General features: G+C 61.3%; 13 protein-coding genes. 8 read left to right on the forward strand and 5 right to left on the reverse strand.

Translation table 11 applies throughout. The features are described from left to right. Positions 1–61: 61 nt before the first annotated feature. A complete protein-coding gene (gene glmS / locus AB2N08_RS07930) occupies positions 62–1,891 on the reverse strand; it encodes a glutamine--fructose-6-phosphate transaminase (isomerizing) (RefSeq protein ID WP_367610090.1) in 1,830 nt (609 codons plus the stop codon). Positions 1,892–2,046: 155 nt separating this feature from the next. Between glmS and AB2N08_RS07935 the strand changes: the two genes are divergently transcribed. After that, positions 2,047–2,523 carry an Lrp/AsnC family transcriptional regulator gene (locus AB2N08_RS07935; RefSeq protein ID WP_367610091.1) on the forward strand — a complete coding sequence of 159 codons (477 nt, stop codon included), beginning with the start codon at positions 2,047–2,049 and terminating at the stop codon, positions 2,521–2,523. A 157-nt stretch (positions 2,524–2,680) separates the two neighbouring features. On the opposite strand, the gene glmU is transcribed toward AB2N08_RS07935, so the two are convergent. Beyond that, positions 2,681–4,057 carry a bifunctional UDP-N-acetylglucosamine diphosphorylase/glucosamine-1-phosphate N-acetyltransferase GlmU gene (glmU, locus tag AB2N08_RS07940; protein WP_367610092.1) on the reverse strand — a complete coding sequence of 459 codons (1,377 nt, stop codon included), beginning with the start codon at positions 4,055–4,057 and terminating at the stop codon, positions 2,681–2,683. Positions 4,058–4,082: 25 nt separating this feature from the next. Between glmU and AB2N08_RS07945 the strand changes: the two genes are divergently transcribed. The 4 genes from AB2N08_RS07945 to AB2N08_RS07960 all read left to right on the forward strand — a co-directional run bounded on the left by AB2N08_RS07945 (position 4,083) and on the right by AB2N08_RS07960 (position 6,622). Further along, positions 4,083–4,976 carry a DUF6279 family lipoprotein gene (locus tag AB2N08_RS07945; protein WP_367610093.1) on the forward strand — a complete coding sequence of 298 codons (894 nt, stop codon included), beginning with the start codon at positions 4,083–4,085 and terminating at the stop codon, positions 4,974–4,976. An 88-nt stretch (positions 4,977–5,064) separates the two neighbouring features. Beyond that, positions 5,065–5,721, forward strand: coding sequence for a 16S rRNA (guanine(966)-N(2))-methyltransferase RsmD (rsmD, locus tag AB2N08_RS07950; RefSeq protein ID WP_370662403.1), 657 nt, complete (start codon positions 5,065–5,067; stop codon positions 5,719–5,721). Positions 5,722–5,844: 123 nt separating this feature from the next. After that, complete coding sequence (coaD, locus tag AB2N08_RS07955) at positions 5,845–6,345, forward strand: pantetheine-phosphate adenylyltransferase (RefSeq protein ID WP_367610094.1); 501 nt, start codon at positions 5,845–5,847, stop codon at positions 6,343–6,345. Between the two features lie 16 nt (positions 6,346–6,361). Then, positions 6,362–6,622, forward strand: coding sequence for a YfhL family 4Fe-4S dicluster ferredoxin (locus tag AB2N08_RS07960; protein ID WP_183554890.1), 261 nt, complete (start codon positions 6,362–6,364; stop codon positions 6,620–6,622). 524 nt (positions 6,623–7,146) lie between these two features. Here the strand turns inward: AB2N08_RS07960 and AB2N08_RS07965 are convergent. Continuing rightward, positions 7,147–7,416 carry a hypothetical protein gene (locus AB2N08_RS07965; protein WP_367610095.1) on the reverse strand — a complete coding sequence of 90 codons (270 nt, stop codon included), beginning with the start codon at positions 7,414–7,416 and terminating at the stop codon, positions 7,147–7,149. Positions 7,417–7,555: 139 nt separating this feature from the next. Here AB2N08_RS07965 and AB2N08_RS07970 point away from each other — a divergent pair, with 139 nt between their 5' ends. Continuing rightward, the gene (locus AB2N08_RS07970) at positions 7,556–8,509 is read left to right on the forward strand and encodes a LysR family transcriptional regulator (protein ID WP_183554886.1); all 954 of its coding nucleotides are present in this window, start codon (positions 7,556–7,558) and stop codon (positions 8,507–8,509) included. Positions 8,510–8,541: 32 nt separating this feature from the next. Here the strand turns inward: AB2N08_RS07970 and AB2N08_RS07975 are convergent, their stop codons facing one another. Next, positions 8,542–8,997 (reverse strand): Lrp/AsnC ligand binding domain-containing protein, encoded by a 456-nt coding sequence (locus AB2N08_RS07975; RefSeq protein WP_367610096.1) that lies wholly within the window; start codon positions 8,995–8,997, stop codon positions 8,542–8,544. Positions 8,998–9,209: 212 nt separating this feature from the next. On the opposite strand from AB2N08_RS07975, the gene putA reads away from it, so the two are divergent. Together putA and ald are read left to right on the forward strand one after the other, a co-directional pair. Next, positions 9,210–12,857, forward strand: a complete 3,648-nt coding sequence (putA, locus tag AB2N08_RS07980; protein ID WP_367610097.1) for a trifunctional transcriptional regulator/proline dehydrogenase/L-glutamate gamma-semialdehyde dehydrogenase — start codon at positions 9,210–9,212, stop codon at positions 12,855–12,857. A gap of 104 nt (positions 12,858–12,961) precedes the next feature. Further along, the gene (gene ald, locus AB2N08_RS07985) at positions 12,962–14,077 is read left to right on the forward strand and encodes an alanine dehydrogenase (protein ID WP_367610098.1); all 1,116 of its coding nucleotides are present in this window, start codon (positions 12,962–12,964) and stop codon (positions 14,075–14,077) included. Here ald and AB2N08_RS07990 read toward each other — a convergent pair. Then, the gene (locus AB2N08_RS07990) at positions 14,074–14,841 is read right to left on the reverse strand and encodes a 5'-methylthioadenosine/adenosylhomocysteine nucleosidase (RefSeq protein ID WP_367610099.1); all 768 of its coding nucleotides are present in this window, start codon (positions 14,839–14,841) and stop codon (positions 14,074–14,076) included. The genes ald and AB2N08_RS07990 overlap by 4 nt on opposite strands. Positions 14,842–15,909 lie beyond the last annotated feature (1,068 nt).

The following is a 15,909-nucleotide window of genomic DNA, read 5'->3' on the forward strand; positions in this document are numbered from 1 at the left end:
GGCCAAGGTAGAGGTCGCGCTTGCCATCGAAGAACGATGTCGGCGACCTCTTCAACGCTATTTATTCCACCGTCACCGACTTCGCCAGATTGCGCGGCTTGTCCACATCCGTCCCGCGCGCCAGCGCCGTGTGATACGCCAGCAACTGCAGCGCCGCCACGTGCAGGATCGGCGACAGCAAACCATAGTGCTCAGGCAAGCGAATCACATGCAAGCCATCGCCCGACGTGATGCGTGAATCGACGTCGGCAAACACATACAGCTGACCGCCGCGCGCACGCACCTCTTGCATGTTCGACTTCAGCTTTTCCAGCAGCGCATCGTTCGGAGCAATCGTAACCACCGGCATTTCTTCGGTCACCAGCGCCAGCGGGCCGTGCTTGAGCTCGCCTGCTGGATACGCTTCGGCGTGGATGTACGAAATTTCTTTCAGCTTCAGCGCGCCTTCCAGTGCGATCGGATAGTGAATGCCGCGGCCCAGGAACAACGCGTTTTCTTTGCGGGCGAAGTCGTCGGCCCAGGCGATGATCTGCGGCTCGAGCGCCAGCACTGCGGCCAGCGCGACCGGCAGGTGGCGCATCTGCTTGAGGTGCTCGGCTTCTTCGGCATCGCTCAGGCGGCCATTGACCTGGGCCAGTGTCAGCGTCAGCAGGAACAGGGCGGCGAGCTGGGTGGTGAACGCCTTGGTCGAGGCCACGCCGACTTCGACGCCGGCGCGGGTGATGTAGGCCAGCTTGCATTCGCGCACCATGGCGCTCGTCGAGACGTTGCAGATGGTCAGCGTGTGTTCCATGCCCAGGCTGCGCGCGTGCTTGAGCGCGGCGAGCGTGTCGGCCGTTTCGCCGCTTTGCGTGATGGTCACGACCAGCGTATCGGGATGCGGCACACTGTCGCGGTAGCGGTACTCGCTGGCGATCTCGACGCTCACTGGCACCTTGGCCACCGATTCGATCCAGTACTTGGCCGTAAGGCCCGCGTAGTAGCTGGTGCCGCAGGCCAGGATCAGCACGCGGTCGATCTTCTTGAAGACCGTGAAGGCGCCGTCGCCGAACAGTTCCGGCATGATGCCGGTGACGCCTTCGAGTGTGTCGCCGATCACGCGCGGCTGCTCGAAGATTTCCTTCTGCATGTAGTGGCGGTATGGGCCGAGTTCGGCGGCGCCGGTGTGGGCGTGGACCGTTTTGACTTCGCGCTCGACCGGGCGGCCGTCGACATCGACGATCCAGTAACGCGCCAGTTGCAGGTCGACCACGTCGCCTTCTTCCAGGTAGATGATCTGGTCGGTCGTGCCGGCCAGCGCCATGGCGTCGGAGGCGACGAAGTTTTCGTCCTTGCCCACGCCGACGATCAGCGGCGAGCCCTGGCGCGCGGCGATCACGCGGTGCGGTTCCTCGCGGCAGAACACGGCGATGGCGTAGGCGCCGTGCAGGCGTTTGACGGCTTGCTGGACAGTGTCGAACAGGTCGCCGTTGTACATGTGGTCAACCAGGTGGGCGATGACCTCGGTGTCGGTCTGGCTCATGAACACGTAACCCAGGCCGGTCAGCTCGGCGCGCAGTTCGTCGTGGTTCTCGATGATGCCGTTGTGAACCAGCGCGATGCGCGCATTGTCTTCGGTCGGCGAGAAGTGCGGGTGGGCATTGTGCGAGGCCGGGGCGCCGTGGGTGGCCCAGCGGGTGTGGGCGATGCCGGTGAAGCCGTCCAGGTGCGCTTCCTTGATCTGCGCTTCGAGTTCGGCCACGCGCGAGGTCGAGCGCGAGCGGGTCAGGCGGCCGTCGAGGTGCACGGCGACGCCGCAAGAGTCATATCCCCGATACTCGAGGCGCTTGAGGCCCTCGATCAGGACGGGGGTAATGTTGCGTTTTGCGACTGCTCCGACGATACCGCACATGGCTAACCTCACTTCAGAATATTCAATGAGTCTTATCGTAGAGCAAGTACGATGAAATAAGCGTACAGTGTGTAGCTATATTTGACATATTATTTCATAACCATCCAGTAATGAAATAATATTCCATAGAACTCAACCACATAACTTAAAATTTCATGTCGATCACTGTTCCCGCTGTCCTCGACGACGTCGATCGTCGCATTCTGACCATTCTGCAGACTGACGCATCGCAGACGAACGCAGAACTGGCGGCCCAGGTGCACGTGTCGCCGCCGACCTGCCTGCGCCGCGTAAAGCACATGACCGATAGCGGCGTTATCCAGCGCCAGGTGGCAATCGTTGCGCCCGAGAAGGTGGGGCCGAGCCTGAGCGCCATCGTCGAAATCACGCTCGACGTGCAAGCGGCCGAGCGGATGGCCGAGTTCGAGCGCTTGGCGGAAACGGAAGCTGCGGTGCTGCAGTGCTACCGGGTCTCGCCCGGCCCGGACTTCGTTTTGATCGCGCAAGTGGCCGACATGCCGGCCTACCACGAGCTGGCGCACCGGCTGTTCACAGCGCACGCCAATGTGCGCAACGTAAAAGCCTATTTTGCGACCCACCGCAGCAAGTTCGAGACGCGCATCGCGGTGTAATCGGGTCAAAACACGCCAAAAACAGGCCAAAAACAGGCAGGCCACTGCCTGTGGATAACAATGTGGATGAGCACAGGGACGAACGCTTGATAACCGCGGTATTACCCTGTGTTTATCTTGTTTGTTTCCTGTGATTAGCCTGTGCGCAGCCGGTGGATTACTTCTTGATTTTCACCGGACGGCTCCAGCCGTCGATGGTGACCTGCTTCGCCCGCGAGATGGTCAGCTTGCCCGCCGGCGCATTCTTGGTCAGCGTCGTGCCGGCGCCCAGGGTCGCGCCCTTGCCGATTGTGACCGGGGCGACCAGCTGGCTGTCGCTGCCAACGAACACGTCATCTTCGATCACGGTGCGGAACTTGTTGGCGCCGTCATAGTTGCAGGTGATGACACCGGCGCCGATGTTGACGCGCGAGCCGACCGTGGCGTCGCCCACGTACGCCAGGTGATTGGCCTTGCTGTGCGCGGCGACGGTGCTGTTCTTGACCTCGACGAAGTTGCCGATGTGGACGTCTTCGCCGAGCGTCGTGCCCGGTCGCAGGCGGGCGTACGGCCCGATCTGCGAGGCGGCGCCGACCGTGGCGTCGTCGATATGGCAGAACGGCTTGATATTGGCGCCGGCGCCGACTGTGGCACCGACCAGCACGCAGTGCGCGCCGACCGTCACGCCGTCCGCCAGCTCGACGCGGCCCTCGAACACGCAACCGACATCGATTGTGACATCGCGACCGCAAATGAGTTCGCCGCGGACATCGATGCGCGCCGGATCCATCAAGGTCACACCGCGTTCCAGCAGCGCGTGGGCAATGTTCAACTGGTGACGACGCTCCAGCTCGGCCAACTGCACCTTGCTGTTCACGCCCGCCACTTCCCATTCGCCGGACGGCTGGCTCGAGACGACCGGCACGCCATCGGCCACGGCCTGGGCCACGATGTCGGTGAGGTAATACTCGCCCTGGGCATTGTGGTTCGACAGGGCGGCCAGCCACTTCTTGAGGTGACGGGTGGGGATCGCCATGATGCCGCTATTGATTTCGCGGATGGCGCGCTCGGTTTCGGTCGCATCTTTTTCTTCGACGATGCGCACGATCTTGCCGTCCTCGCGCACGATGCGGCCCAGTCCGAATGGATTGGCCTGCTCGACGGTGAGAATACCCAGCTTGTCGCTGCCGGCAGCCTCGACCAGGCGGCGCAGCGTCTCGACCGTGGTCAGCGGCACGTCACCGTACAGCACCAGCGTGGGTTGGTCGTCATCCAGTTGCGGCACCGCTTGCATGACGGCGTGACCGGTGCCCAGCTGCGGTTCCTGCAGCGCGGTATCGATCGTGCTGCCGGTGGATTCTGCCAGTGTTGCGACCATCTGCGGCACCGCTGCGCCTCCATGTCCGTAAATCACGCATAATTTCTTCGGACTCAGGCCACGGGCAGTATCGATGACGTGGCGCAAAAGGGGCTTACCAGCCAGTGGATGCAGTACTTTCGGCAAGGCAGATTGCATGCGTTTGCCCATGCCGGCGGCGAGGATCACAACGTTCATAAGCCGTTCTCAAAAAGTTGAATATATGAAAAATTTTAGCATGCGCGATGGCGCGTTCCGACGCACCCTTGCACTCCTGCTGCTTGCCATGACGGTCATGGCGGCTGGCTGCAGCTCGATTCGCTTCTCGTACAACCAGGGCGACACTTTACTGTACTGGTGGATGGATTCGTATGTCGACTTTGAAGGTCAACAGGCGGATGTGGCCAAACGTGACATCAATGCCGTTTTCCAGTGGCACCGCAAGACGGAGTTGCGTGACTATGCTGCTTTGCTGGGCACATTCCAGCGGCAACTGGCCGGCAACCCGACCCAGGCCGACCTGCTCGGCGCCTACCGCGAGATCCGGGTGCGCGCCGATCGCCTGGCGCAGCGCGCCGTGCCGGAACTGACGACGCTGGCCATGTCGGTCACGCCCGAGCAGATTCGTCACATCGAGGAAAAGTTCAATGACAAGAACGACGAATACCGCCGCAAGTTCATCGATGGCAGCGCCGACAAGCGCCAGCGCGCCCGCTTTAAAAAATCGATGGAGCAGATGGAACTCTGGTTCGGCAACTTCAGCAGCGAGCAGGAAGCGACCTTGCGCCGCGCGTCCGACCTGCGTCCGCTGGACAACAACCTGTGGCTGGAAGAACGCCAGTACCGCCAGCGCCGCGTGCTGGCGGTGCTGCACGAGATCCAGCAAAAAAAGCTGAACCGCGAGCAAACGTCTGCGCGGGTGGCGGGCTTGCTGCGCGAAATGTCCAGCCGCATGGACTCACCAGAACGCAAAGGTTTCTATGACGCCAGCCTGGACCAGACTACCAAGTTCATCCTGACGGCGATCCGGATCGCGACGCCCCAGCAAAAAGCCCATGCACAGCAGCGCATCCAGGGTTGGATCGGTGATTTCCAGGCGCTCGCCGCCGGTAAGTAAGCACGCAATCAGCACGCAATAAGCACGCAAGGAAGCCCGCAAAGGGCGGCGCGCAATCGCATGTATACCCCATGCTATAGTGCCGCCCATGCAAAGAAAGTCCATCCAATCCAAGCCTGCCGGCGCCAAGCCGCACGGCGCGCCGCGCATGGCGCAGCACCAGGTCCGCATCATCGGCGGCGCCTTCAAACGTACCCTTCTTCCGGTGGTCGACGCCCTGGGCCTGCGACCCACGCCCGACCGCGTGCGCGAGACCGTGTTCAACTGGATCAATCACCAGCTCGGCAACGACTGGGACGCTGCCGCCGTGCTCGACCTGTACGCGGGTTCGGGGGCACTCGGCTTCGAGGCGGCCAGCCGCGGCGCGGCGTCGGTGCTGATGGTGGACAACCATAGCCCGGCGGTACGCCAGCTGGAAGCGAACCGCGACAAGCTCAAGGCAACCAACGTCACCATCCTGCGCGCCGATGCGCTCACCCTCGTGCGCGATCTGGCCACCCGCGGCCAGCGCTTCGACGTGATCTTCCTGGATCCGCCCTACCAGCAAGACTTGCTGGCCAAGACGTTGCCGCTGTGCGCGGCGCTCTTGACGGAGGGCGGCATGGTGTATGCGGAAGCCGAGGCGCCGCTGCTGGCCGAAGGGGATGACGTGCCCGAGTGGCTGGCGGGATGGGAGGCGGTGCGTGCGGACAAGGCTGGCATGGTCTACTATCATTTGCTCAAGCCGCAAGAAAAGGCGGCGTGAGTTTTTCGAAGGCTGTGAAAACTGCACAGTCATCGGGCAAACCGTGCCCCAGACTGGGGCGAATGCCGGGTATTTAAGGCATAATGCGCGTTCTATCACGGTGTATTTTTCACAGGAGCCGCAATGGTTGTAGCTGTTTATCCAGGTACTTTCGATCCGCTCACCCGCGGCCACGAGGATTTGGTACGCCGCGCATCCGGCCTGTTCGACCGTCTGGTGGTCGGCGTTGCAGACAGCCGGAACAAGCGTCCTTTCTTCACCCTCGAAGAGCGCCTCGAAATCGCCAATGAAGTGCTTGGCCATTATCCGAACGTGCAGGTCGAGAGTTTTTCGGGCCTGCTGAAAGACTTCGTGCGCAAGCACGATGCCCGTGTCATCGTGCGCGGCCTGCGCGCGGTATCTGACTTCGAATACGAGTTCCAGATGGCAGGCATGAACCGCTATCTGCTGCCCGATGTCGAAACCCTGTTCCTGACCCCGTCCGACCAGTACCAGTTCATTTCGGGCACCATCGTGCGCGAGATCGCCATGCTGGGCGGCGACGTGTCCAAATTCGTGTTCCCATCGGTCGACCGCTGGCTGCAAAACAAGATCGCCAGCCTGCCCCCAGCGCCGGTCGTCTGATCCACCTGGAAGTACCATGGCCCTCCTGATTACCGACGACTGCATCAACTGCGACGTCTGCGAACCCGAATGCCCCAACGATGCCATTTCGATGGGCGACGAGTATTACCAGATCAATCCGAACAAGTGCACCGAGTGTGTCGGTCACTTTGAAGAACCGCAGTGCCAATTGCTGTGCCCGGTCGCCTGCATCCCGCTCGACCCGGCCTGGCGCGAATCGCGCGAAGAACTCCTCATCAAGTACGAACGCCTGACGGCCGACAAAGCCGCAGCCTGATCGCCTCCCTGGCCGGCGCTACCGTGCTGGCTCGTATCACCTCCCCCTGAATGTAATGCCGACCGCAGGCCAGTTGATCTGGCGTGCGGCGTTCGCTCGTGCGTTTGGCTCACCCAATTCACAGGTCGGCTGATATCTTCATATGGTTAGTCTTATGGTCTACTCTCGGTAGATTATTTTCCTGCGCGCTCTAAAATACTTTTGGTTATGTGTTTTTATATCCATAATGTGAACTACGTCAAACACATTGTTTTTTTCAATATTTGTATAATTAATCGACTAAATAGTCTTAACTTCGTATAAATATTTCTGCCATTGAACGGGTTTTATCGCTAAATCACAGTCATTTGTAATTCTATGTGAACATTGTTAAACAATTCGAGCGAGAAAATCCCGGTAACGCAAAGTCGTTATCGGTGACGTCATACTTGGGCTGGTATCGCGGTGGCGTTGCAAAGCGACAGGCGAAAAAAAACGCGGCCGCCGTGTCCGGCGCCGCGTTGGCGAGAATGCGAGAGAGCAGATCAGTGACGAATATTCATCAGGCTCATTTCCGCGGCCTCAACCGTATTGATGCCGGCAGGCTTGCGCTCGAGCGCCGTTGCGCTGGCCGCCACTGGCGACTTGCTGCGACGTGGACGGACGGTGAGGTACAACGCGCGGCCGATGCCGACGAGCAGTGGTCGGAAGAACAATGCGATACCGCCAATCAGGGCAAGGTAGATGGTCATGCTGAAGACCAGGCTGTAGGGCACTGCGCTGGCGACTTGGACTAGGGAAGCGGTGGAAGACATGATGTACTCGTTCTGGAATTGTGGATAACTATAGTGCGTCGCAACATATAAATCTAATTCCCATCCCTGATGGCTCTTATACTGTTTGTGAATGAGTTGAGGTACACTTGTATTCACGACAGTTTTATCCTGAATTCCCATGAGCTTTCTGACGCTTGACCTGAATTTGCTGCGCGTATTCGACGCCGTAATGACCGAGCAAAACCTGACCCGCGCTGCCGGCCACCTGGCCATGACCCAGCCTGCTGTCTCGAATGCCATCAAGCGACTGCGCGAAAGCCTGGGCGATGAACTCCTGATCCGCACCGCCTACGGCGTCAAGCCGACGCCGCGCGCAGAAGCGCTGTGGCCGGCCGTGCGCCAGGCGCTGGCGGCGCTCGAAGCGGCCGTGATGCCGGAAACGTTTGACGTCTCCAAGGCGCAGGCCACCTTCCGCATGGCGATGGCCGACGCCACCGCCGCGCTGTGGTTGCCTTCGCTGATGCGCTCGATCGAAGGCGAGGCGCCGGGTGTGAACATTCGCATGGTGCCGTTGACCACGCGTGAACCGCGGCCGATGCTGCTGCGCGGAGATATCGATCTGGCGGTGGGCTTCTTCCCGGGCGTGGCGGCCCAGCTGTCATACGAAACCGGCTCGCCGATCCGGCACGAACGGCTGTATTCGGGCGTGTACGTGTGCGTGATGCGCAAGGATCACCCGCTGGCCAAAGAAAAGCTCGATCTCGACACCTATTGCAAGGCGAACCACCTGCTGGTGAGCTTCTCGGGCCGGGCCCACGGCCTGGTGGACGAAGCACTGGGCCAGATGGGCCGTGAACGCCGCATCCTGCTGACGGTGAACCAGTTCTTCACCGCTGGCCGGGTGGTGGCCAATTCGGACCTGATCACGGTCTTGCCGAAACACTTGCTGGTGTCGACCGGCATGGCCGACGTCTTGATCTGGAAAGAATTGCCGCTGCAACTGCCCGCCGTCCACTTGGACATGCTGTGGCACGAACGGGACGGGCGCAGCCCGGCGCACCGCTGGCTGCGCAAGAACCTCGAAGGCATGGCCGAGAGCGCGTCCAAGGGTGGCGTACGCAAGGTCGTCTGACCCGAATTTGAACCTGTCGGGCGACGCGCCGCTCAGCGGATCGGCAGCTTGGTCGAGTTTTTCACTTCTTCCATGACCGCATAGGTGTGCGTCTCGCGCACGCCTTTTTGCAGCAGCGTCTTGCCCAGGAATTCGCGGTAGGCCGCCATGTCTTTCACGCGCGCCTTGACCAGGTAATCGAAGCCGCCCGCCACCATGTGGCATTCCAGTACTTCAGGGATCATCTGCACGCTCTGCTTGAAGGCATCGAACACTTCGGGCGTGGTGCGGTCGAGCACGACTTCGATGAACACCAGCAGCGACACGTCCAGCAACTGTGGATTGAGCTGGGCGGTGTAGCCCATGATATAGCCCGATTCGTGCAGCTTGCGCACGCGCTCGAGGCAGGCGGCTGGCGACAGGTTCACGCGCGCCGCCAGCTCGACATTGCTGATGCGGCCGTCATTCTGCAGTTCGCTGAGGATCTTCTTGCTGATCTTGTCCAACATGCCCATCTCCTTATAAATTTTATTTGGTCAGATTGTCGCATCAAAAACTATCTATTGCCAGTATCGGATAAATCCAGAATAAATCCAGAAGAAATCCTTCTACAATCGAATCATTTCCACCAAGTTCCAATCTGCGCCGGCTGTTACGAACAGCACGGCGCTTTTGCTGTGCGGTGGCCCTCGTTGTGTATTTTTCTTTTGACTAGATAGCCATGCAGATCGCTGCTTCCCCGGCCTCCACCTTCGTGCCGTTCGACGCCCTTCACGCTGAACTCAAGCGCGACCAAACTCCCTTGCGCGCCGCCATCACGGCCGCCTACCGCCGCGATGAAACCGAGGCCGTGCAGTGGCTGCTGGCCCAGGGCTCGGGCGCCAGCCATGACGCCCAGGCGCTGGCGCACCGCCTGGTCGCCGCCGTGCGCGAAAAACGCACCCGCTCGTCCGGCGTGGACGCGCTGATGCACGAATTCTCGCTGTCGTCGGAAGAAGGTGTCGCATTGATGTGCCTGGCCGAAGCGCTGCTGCGCATCCCGGACAGCGAAACGGCCGACCGCCTCATCGCCGACAAGATCAGCCGTGGTGACTGGCGCAAGCACCTGGGCGAGTCGCCGTCGCTGTTCGTCAACGCCGCTACCTGGGGCCTGCTCATCACCGGCAAGCTGGTCTCGACCAATAGCGAGCACGGTCTGGGCTCGGCCCTCACGCGCATGATCGCCAAGGGCGGCGAACCGCTGATCCGCAAGGGCGTCGACATGGCGATGCGCATGCTGGGCAACCAGTTCGTCACCGGCCAGACCATCGACGAAGCATTGAAAAACAGCCGCGAGAACGAAACGCGCGGCTACCGCTATTCGTACGACATGCTGGGCGAAGCGGCGCTGACCGAACTCGATGCGCAAAATTACTATGCGTCGTACGAACAGGCGATCCACGCGATCGGCAAGGCCTCGAATGGCCGCGGCATCAAGGATGGGCCGGGCATCTCGATCAAGCTCTCGGCGCTGCACCCGCGCTACAGCCGCGCGCAATCGGCGCGCGTGATGGGCGAACTGCTGCCGCGCGTGCGCAGCCTGGTCTTGCTGGCCAAGCGCTACGACATCGGCATCAATATCGACGCCGAAGAAGCCGACCGCCTCGAAATCTCGCTCGACATGCTCGAAGTGCTGGCGTTCGACCCCGAGCTCGCGGGCTTCGAAGGCATCGGCCTGGTGGTGCAGGCGTATCAAAAGCGCTGCCCGTACGTGATCGACTACCTGGTCGACCTGGCCAAGCGCAGCGGCCGCAAATTCATGGTGCGCCTGGTGAAGGGCGCCTATTGGGACGCCGAGATCAAGCGCGCACAAGTCGATGGCATGCCCGGCTATCCGGTCTACACGCGCAAGGTCCATACCGACGTGTCTTACCTGGTCTGCGCGCGCAAGCTGCTCGGCGCGGCCGATATCCTGTACCCGCAGTTCGCCACCCACAACGCGCACACGCTGTCGGTGATCTATACCTGGGCGCGCATCGGCAACATCAGCAACTACGAATTCCAGTGCCTGCACGGCATGGGCGAGACGCTGTACGACCAGGTCGTGGGTGGCAAGAACCTCGACAAGCCGTGTCGTATTTACGCGCCGGTCGGTTCGCACGAAACGCTGCTGGCGTATCTGGTACGGCGCCTGCTGGAAAACGGCGCCAACTCGTCGTTCGTGAACCAGATCGTCGACGAGAACGTCGCCATCGAGACCTTGATCACGGATCCGTTCGACGTCGCCCGCGCCAGCGGTGGCAAGCCGCATCCGGCGATCGCGCTGCCGGTGGACATGTTCGGTAACGAGCGCAAGAATTCCGCCGGCATGGACCTGGTCAATGAAGACATCCTGTGCCTGGTCGCCGACGGCCTGTCGCAGCAGCGCCGGCATCTCGCCGCGCCCCTGACTGCGGCGACGGTCGACGCCGGCCCGGTCGCCAACGTGGTCAATCCGGCCCAGTCGGGCGACATCGTCGGCCTGGTGCAGGAAGCCTCGCGCGCCGACGTCGACGCCGCGCTGGAAGCAGCCAGCGCCTTTGCCGGCGAATGGGCCGCCACGGGTACCCACGAACGCGCGGCGATCCTGGAACGCACCGCCGACCTGTTCGAACAGAATGGCGTCGAGCTGATGGCCCTGGCCGTGCGCGAAGCCGGCAAATCGCTGCCGAACGCGATTGCCGAACTGCGCGAAGCGGTCGACTTCCTGCGCTACTACGCGGTGCAGATCCGCGCCGCGTCGAGCGCCCAGACACTGGGGCCGGTCAGCTGCATCAGCCCATGGAACTTCCCGCTGGCGATCTTCACGGGCCAGGTTGCGGCCGCTCTGGCCGCCGGCAACGTGGTGCTGGCCAAGCCGGCCGAGCAAACGCCGCTGATCGCCTACCGCGCGGTGGAGCTTTTCCTCGAGGCGGGTACGCCGCGCGCCGCGCTGCAGTTGCTGCCGGGCCGCGGTGAAGTCGTCGGCGCCGCGCTGACGGCCGACAGCCGCATCAAGGGCGTGATCTTCACCGGGTCGACCGAAGTCGCGCAGCTGATCAACCGCACGCTGGCCAAACGCGCCGAACAGGAAGGCATCGATATTCCGCTGGTGGCCGAAACGGGCGGGCAGAATGCGCTGATCGTCGACTCGTCGGCGCTGCCCGAACAAGTGGTGGGCGACGTAGTGAGTTCGGCCTTCGATTCGGCCGGCCAGCGCTGCTCGGCGCTGCGCGTGCTGTTCCTGCAAGAAGACATCGCCGACAAGACCATCAAGATGCTCAAGGGCGCGATGGCCGAACTGCGCGTGGGTAGCCCGGATCGCCTGGCAACCGATATCGGCCCGGTCATCGACGCCGAAGCCCAGCAGAATCTGCTGGCCCACATTGAGCGCACCAAGGCCACGGCGCGCAGCCACTTCGCGCTCGAGTTGTCGCCTGCGATCACCAGCAGCGGCACGTTCGTGCCGCCGACGGTGCTTGAAATCGCCTCGCTCGCGGAACTCAAGCAAGAGGTATTCGGCCCGGTGCTGCACATCGTACGCTACCGCCGCGCCGATCTGCCGAAGGTGATCGCGTCGATCAATGCGACGGGCTTCGGCCTGACGCTGGGCGTGCACTCGCGCATCGATGAAACGATCGACTACATCGTCAACAATGCGCACGTCGGCAATATCTACGTGAACCGCAATATCGTCGGCGCGGTCGTCGGCGTGCAGCCGTTCGGCGGCGAAGGCAAATCGGGCACCGGCCCGAAAGCCGGCGGTCCGCTGTACATCAAGCGCCTGCAGCGCGGCGCCGCGCCGTTGATGGACCACGTGCGCCAGCCAGAGGCAGCGCTCGAGGCCCTGATTGGCTGGCTGCGCACGAACGGCCAGCAACCGGTGGTGGCATTGGCCGAAGGCTATGCGCGCACGTCGCTCAATGATGTGTCGATGGATTTGCCGGGACCGACCGGCGAGCGCAATCGCCTGTCGTTCACGCCGCGCGGCGTCGTGCTGTGCGCACCGGGCACGCCGGCAGGCCTGCTCAATCAACTGGCAGCTACGCTGGCCACCGGCAACCGCGCACTGGTGCTGACCACGTCGCCTGATGCGATTCCCGCCAACCTGCCGCAGGCGGTCAAGGATCGCGTGCGCTTCATCGGCAAGGATGAAGTGGATGCGGGCGAGTTCGCGATCGCGCTGGTCGAATCGGGCCTGGCCGGCTCGCTGCGCACGCAGCTGGCAGCGCGCAGCGGCGCCATCATCGGCGTGGTCGATACCGAGCCACTGGCCGCGGTCGACCTGTGGCGCCTGGTGGCCGAACGCGCCGTCTGCGTCAATACGACGGCAGCGGGGGGTAACGCCAGCCTGATGACGCTGGGCCTGTAAATCAACATCACATCGGCGACTTCGGTCGCCGATGTTTTTTATGGCAGTCAGACAGGAGTAACACGGCACTTTGCAGGAACCACACCAACAACAAGGAGACAACCATGCTTGTAGGCGTTCCAACAGAAATCAAGAACAACGAGTACCGCGTCGGCCTCACGCCGGCGTCGGTGCATGAACTGGTGGCGCAAGGCCACCAGGTAATCGTCCAGCAGGGCGCCGGCAGCGAGATCGGCTTGCCCGACGCGCAGTACCTCGCGGCCGGCGCCAGCATCGTGGCGAGCGCGCAAGAGGTGTTTGCGCAGGCCGACATGATCGTCAAGGTCAAGGAGCCGCAGGCGCTCGAATGCGCGATGCTGCGCGAAGGACAGATCCTCTTTACTTACCTGCACCTGGCCCCCGATCCCGGGCAAACCGCAGCCCTGGTGCGATCAGGCGCCATCTGCATCGCGTACGAGACGATTACCGGCCCCGGTGGCGGCTTGCCGCTGCTGGCGCCCATGAGCGAGGTGGCAGGGCGGATGTCGATCCAGGCGGGCGCTGCGCACCTGGAAAAGTCGAGGGGCGGCATGGGCCTGCTGTTGGGCGGTGTGCCCGGTGTGGCGGCGGGTCACGTCGTCATCATCGGCGCCGGCGTGGTGGGCGCCAATGCCCTGCAAATGGCCGTTGGCACGGGTGCGCGCGTGACGGTGCTCGACAAGAACGTCGATCGGCTGCGCCAGCTCGATCTGGTCTATGGCAACCGCATCGCCACGCTGCACTCCAATGCGCAGACACTCGACGAAGCAGTGCTCTCGGCCGACCTGGTCATCGGCGGCGTGCTGGTGCCGGGGGCTGCGGCGCCCAAGCTCGTCACGCGCAGCATGGTCTCCCGCATGAAGAAGGGCGCGGTCATCGTCGATGTGGCGATCGACCAGGGCGGCTGTTTCGAGACATCGCAGCCGACGACCCATGCCGATCCCACCTTCGTCGTCGACGGCGTGATCCACTACTGCGTGGCGAACATGCCTGGCGCCGTGGCGCGCACGTCCACCTTCGCGCTGAATAACGCCACGATCGGTCACGCGCTGGCGCTGGCGAACAAGGGCTGGCGCCGCGCACTGGCGGACGACATTCACCTGCGCCAGGGCCTGAATGTCGGCCAGGGCAAGGTCACCTTCGAGGCAGTGGCCCGGGCGCTGGGCTACGACTACGTTCCGGCCGAATCGCTGCTGGACTAGAGCGGCGCGGCGGCCAGGTCCCGGCACAGGCGCCGGGTGATGTGGAAGGCGTACTGCGCGGCCACCGATTTCACGAAGCCCATGAAGTCGTGCGCCGCATGTTCATTGGCGTTGTCCGAGATCGCGCGCATGACGGCAAACGGCACGTTCAGTTCGTGACAGACCTGGGCCACTGCAGCGCCTTCCATCTCCACTGCCACCAGGCCTGGCAGCGCGCTGTTCATGGCCTCGATCCGCGCGGCGTCGTTCACGAACTGGTCGCCGCTGGCGATCAGGCCCCGGTGCATGCGCGGCTGTGTCAAGCCGAACTGCTGGCGATCGACCTGGGCGATCGCGTGGGTTAAATCGGTTTCCAGGAACGCGTGGGCGGCGCTCGAGACGCGCAACGACAGCTGGGCATCTGGCTGAAAATGCGTCTGGCCCGTCAACGGCACCTCGAAGCGCGGGAACAACGGGCTTGCATCCATATCGTGCTGGACCAGCGATTCGGCCACGACGATGTCGCCAACTTGGATGGTCTTGTCGCCAGCACCAGCCACGCCCGTGAACAGGATGTGGGTAACTCCGAACTTCTCCACAAGCGTCGTCGCCGTCATGGCGGCAGCAACCTTGCCAATTCGCGACAGGACGCACACAGCGTCGATTCCCCACAGTTGTCCGAGAAAGTACTCACGCTTGGCATGGATGAGCGTGGTGGGCCCTTTCATGGCTTCCACGAGCCCTGCCTGTTCTTCGTGCAACGCGCTGATGATGCCTAAACGCATGTTTTCGTTGGACGGTTGTGTATAAGCGGCGGATTGTACACAGCATTTTTAGCCGTTGGAGACAAATATTTCGACGTTGATCGTCGTTCTGGAAAACGCGGTTTTTTTGTCCGTGCTGCGTTTGCTTATTTAATTAAGAGATCTGTATACAAATTTAGTAGTAGTAAGTAAACGTGCGTTTTTCTGTGGATAAGGTTCGTTTACTTAACAGTATCAATGCGTTAAGCAGTCATTTTTGCGCGGGACAACGCTTGTGTGAGTCAAGCATGAATCGTGGACAAAAAATCGGTCTCCGGAAAAAGTCCCGGTTCTGCACATCTGATGCTGTGGATATACATCAGCTTGTCCACAGCCCGGATCCTGTTTGGCTGGTTGCCGGTCCGTGTTCTGCAGCTGGTGTCTTGCGTTGTCCTGGCTTTTTTCGCCGGCTCGCTTTTTTTTGAAGAGCGCTTTCAGAATGGTCTGCAGATGGCGGCTTGAGCGCAGAGGTCCAGCGCAGAAAGTTATGCAGTTTGTTTACTCAAAAGCTTGTATACAAAATAGTAGTAGTAGTAAACGCGGATTTTTTTGTGGATAAGCCGGGATTTTTCCACAACATCAACGGCTTACCGTTCATTGAACTGGCTGGAGAACCACTGTTATCGCAGTGCAGGGAAGGTGAATAGAAATGCTGGCGATCGTGCAAAACGCCTTTTTGCACATTCCATCCTGTGGATATGCATCGGGTTCTCCACAGACCTGGAAGCATGTCTGCACTGACCGTGTTGTTGCGTTTCGTCGCGAACGAAAATTTTTTTTAAAATCGGCATCTCAGGTTTACAACTAATAACTGTATACAAAATTGATAGTAATAAGTAAGGGTGTCCTCCTTCTGTGGACAACCCGGTTAACCAGAACAAAATCATCGACTTAGGGTTCGTATAAGGCAGTGCACTAGTTGCCTGGCTTCCTGGTGGCAAATCTGGACAAGATTTTTGCTTGTGAACAAAAGCCCAGTTTTGCACAATCGGTACCTGTGGATATCCATTTGCTTATCCACAGGTGGGGTCTGGACAGGCGCATTCGTTC

Origin of the sequence: Massilia aurea (assembly GCF_040790145.1) — a bacterium.
Lineage (GTDB): Bacteria > Pseudomonadota > Gammaproteobacteria > Burkholderiales > Burkholderiaceae_D > Telluria > Telluria aurea_C.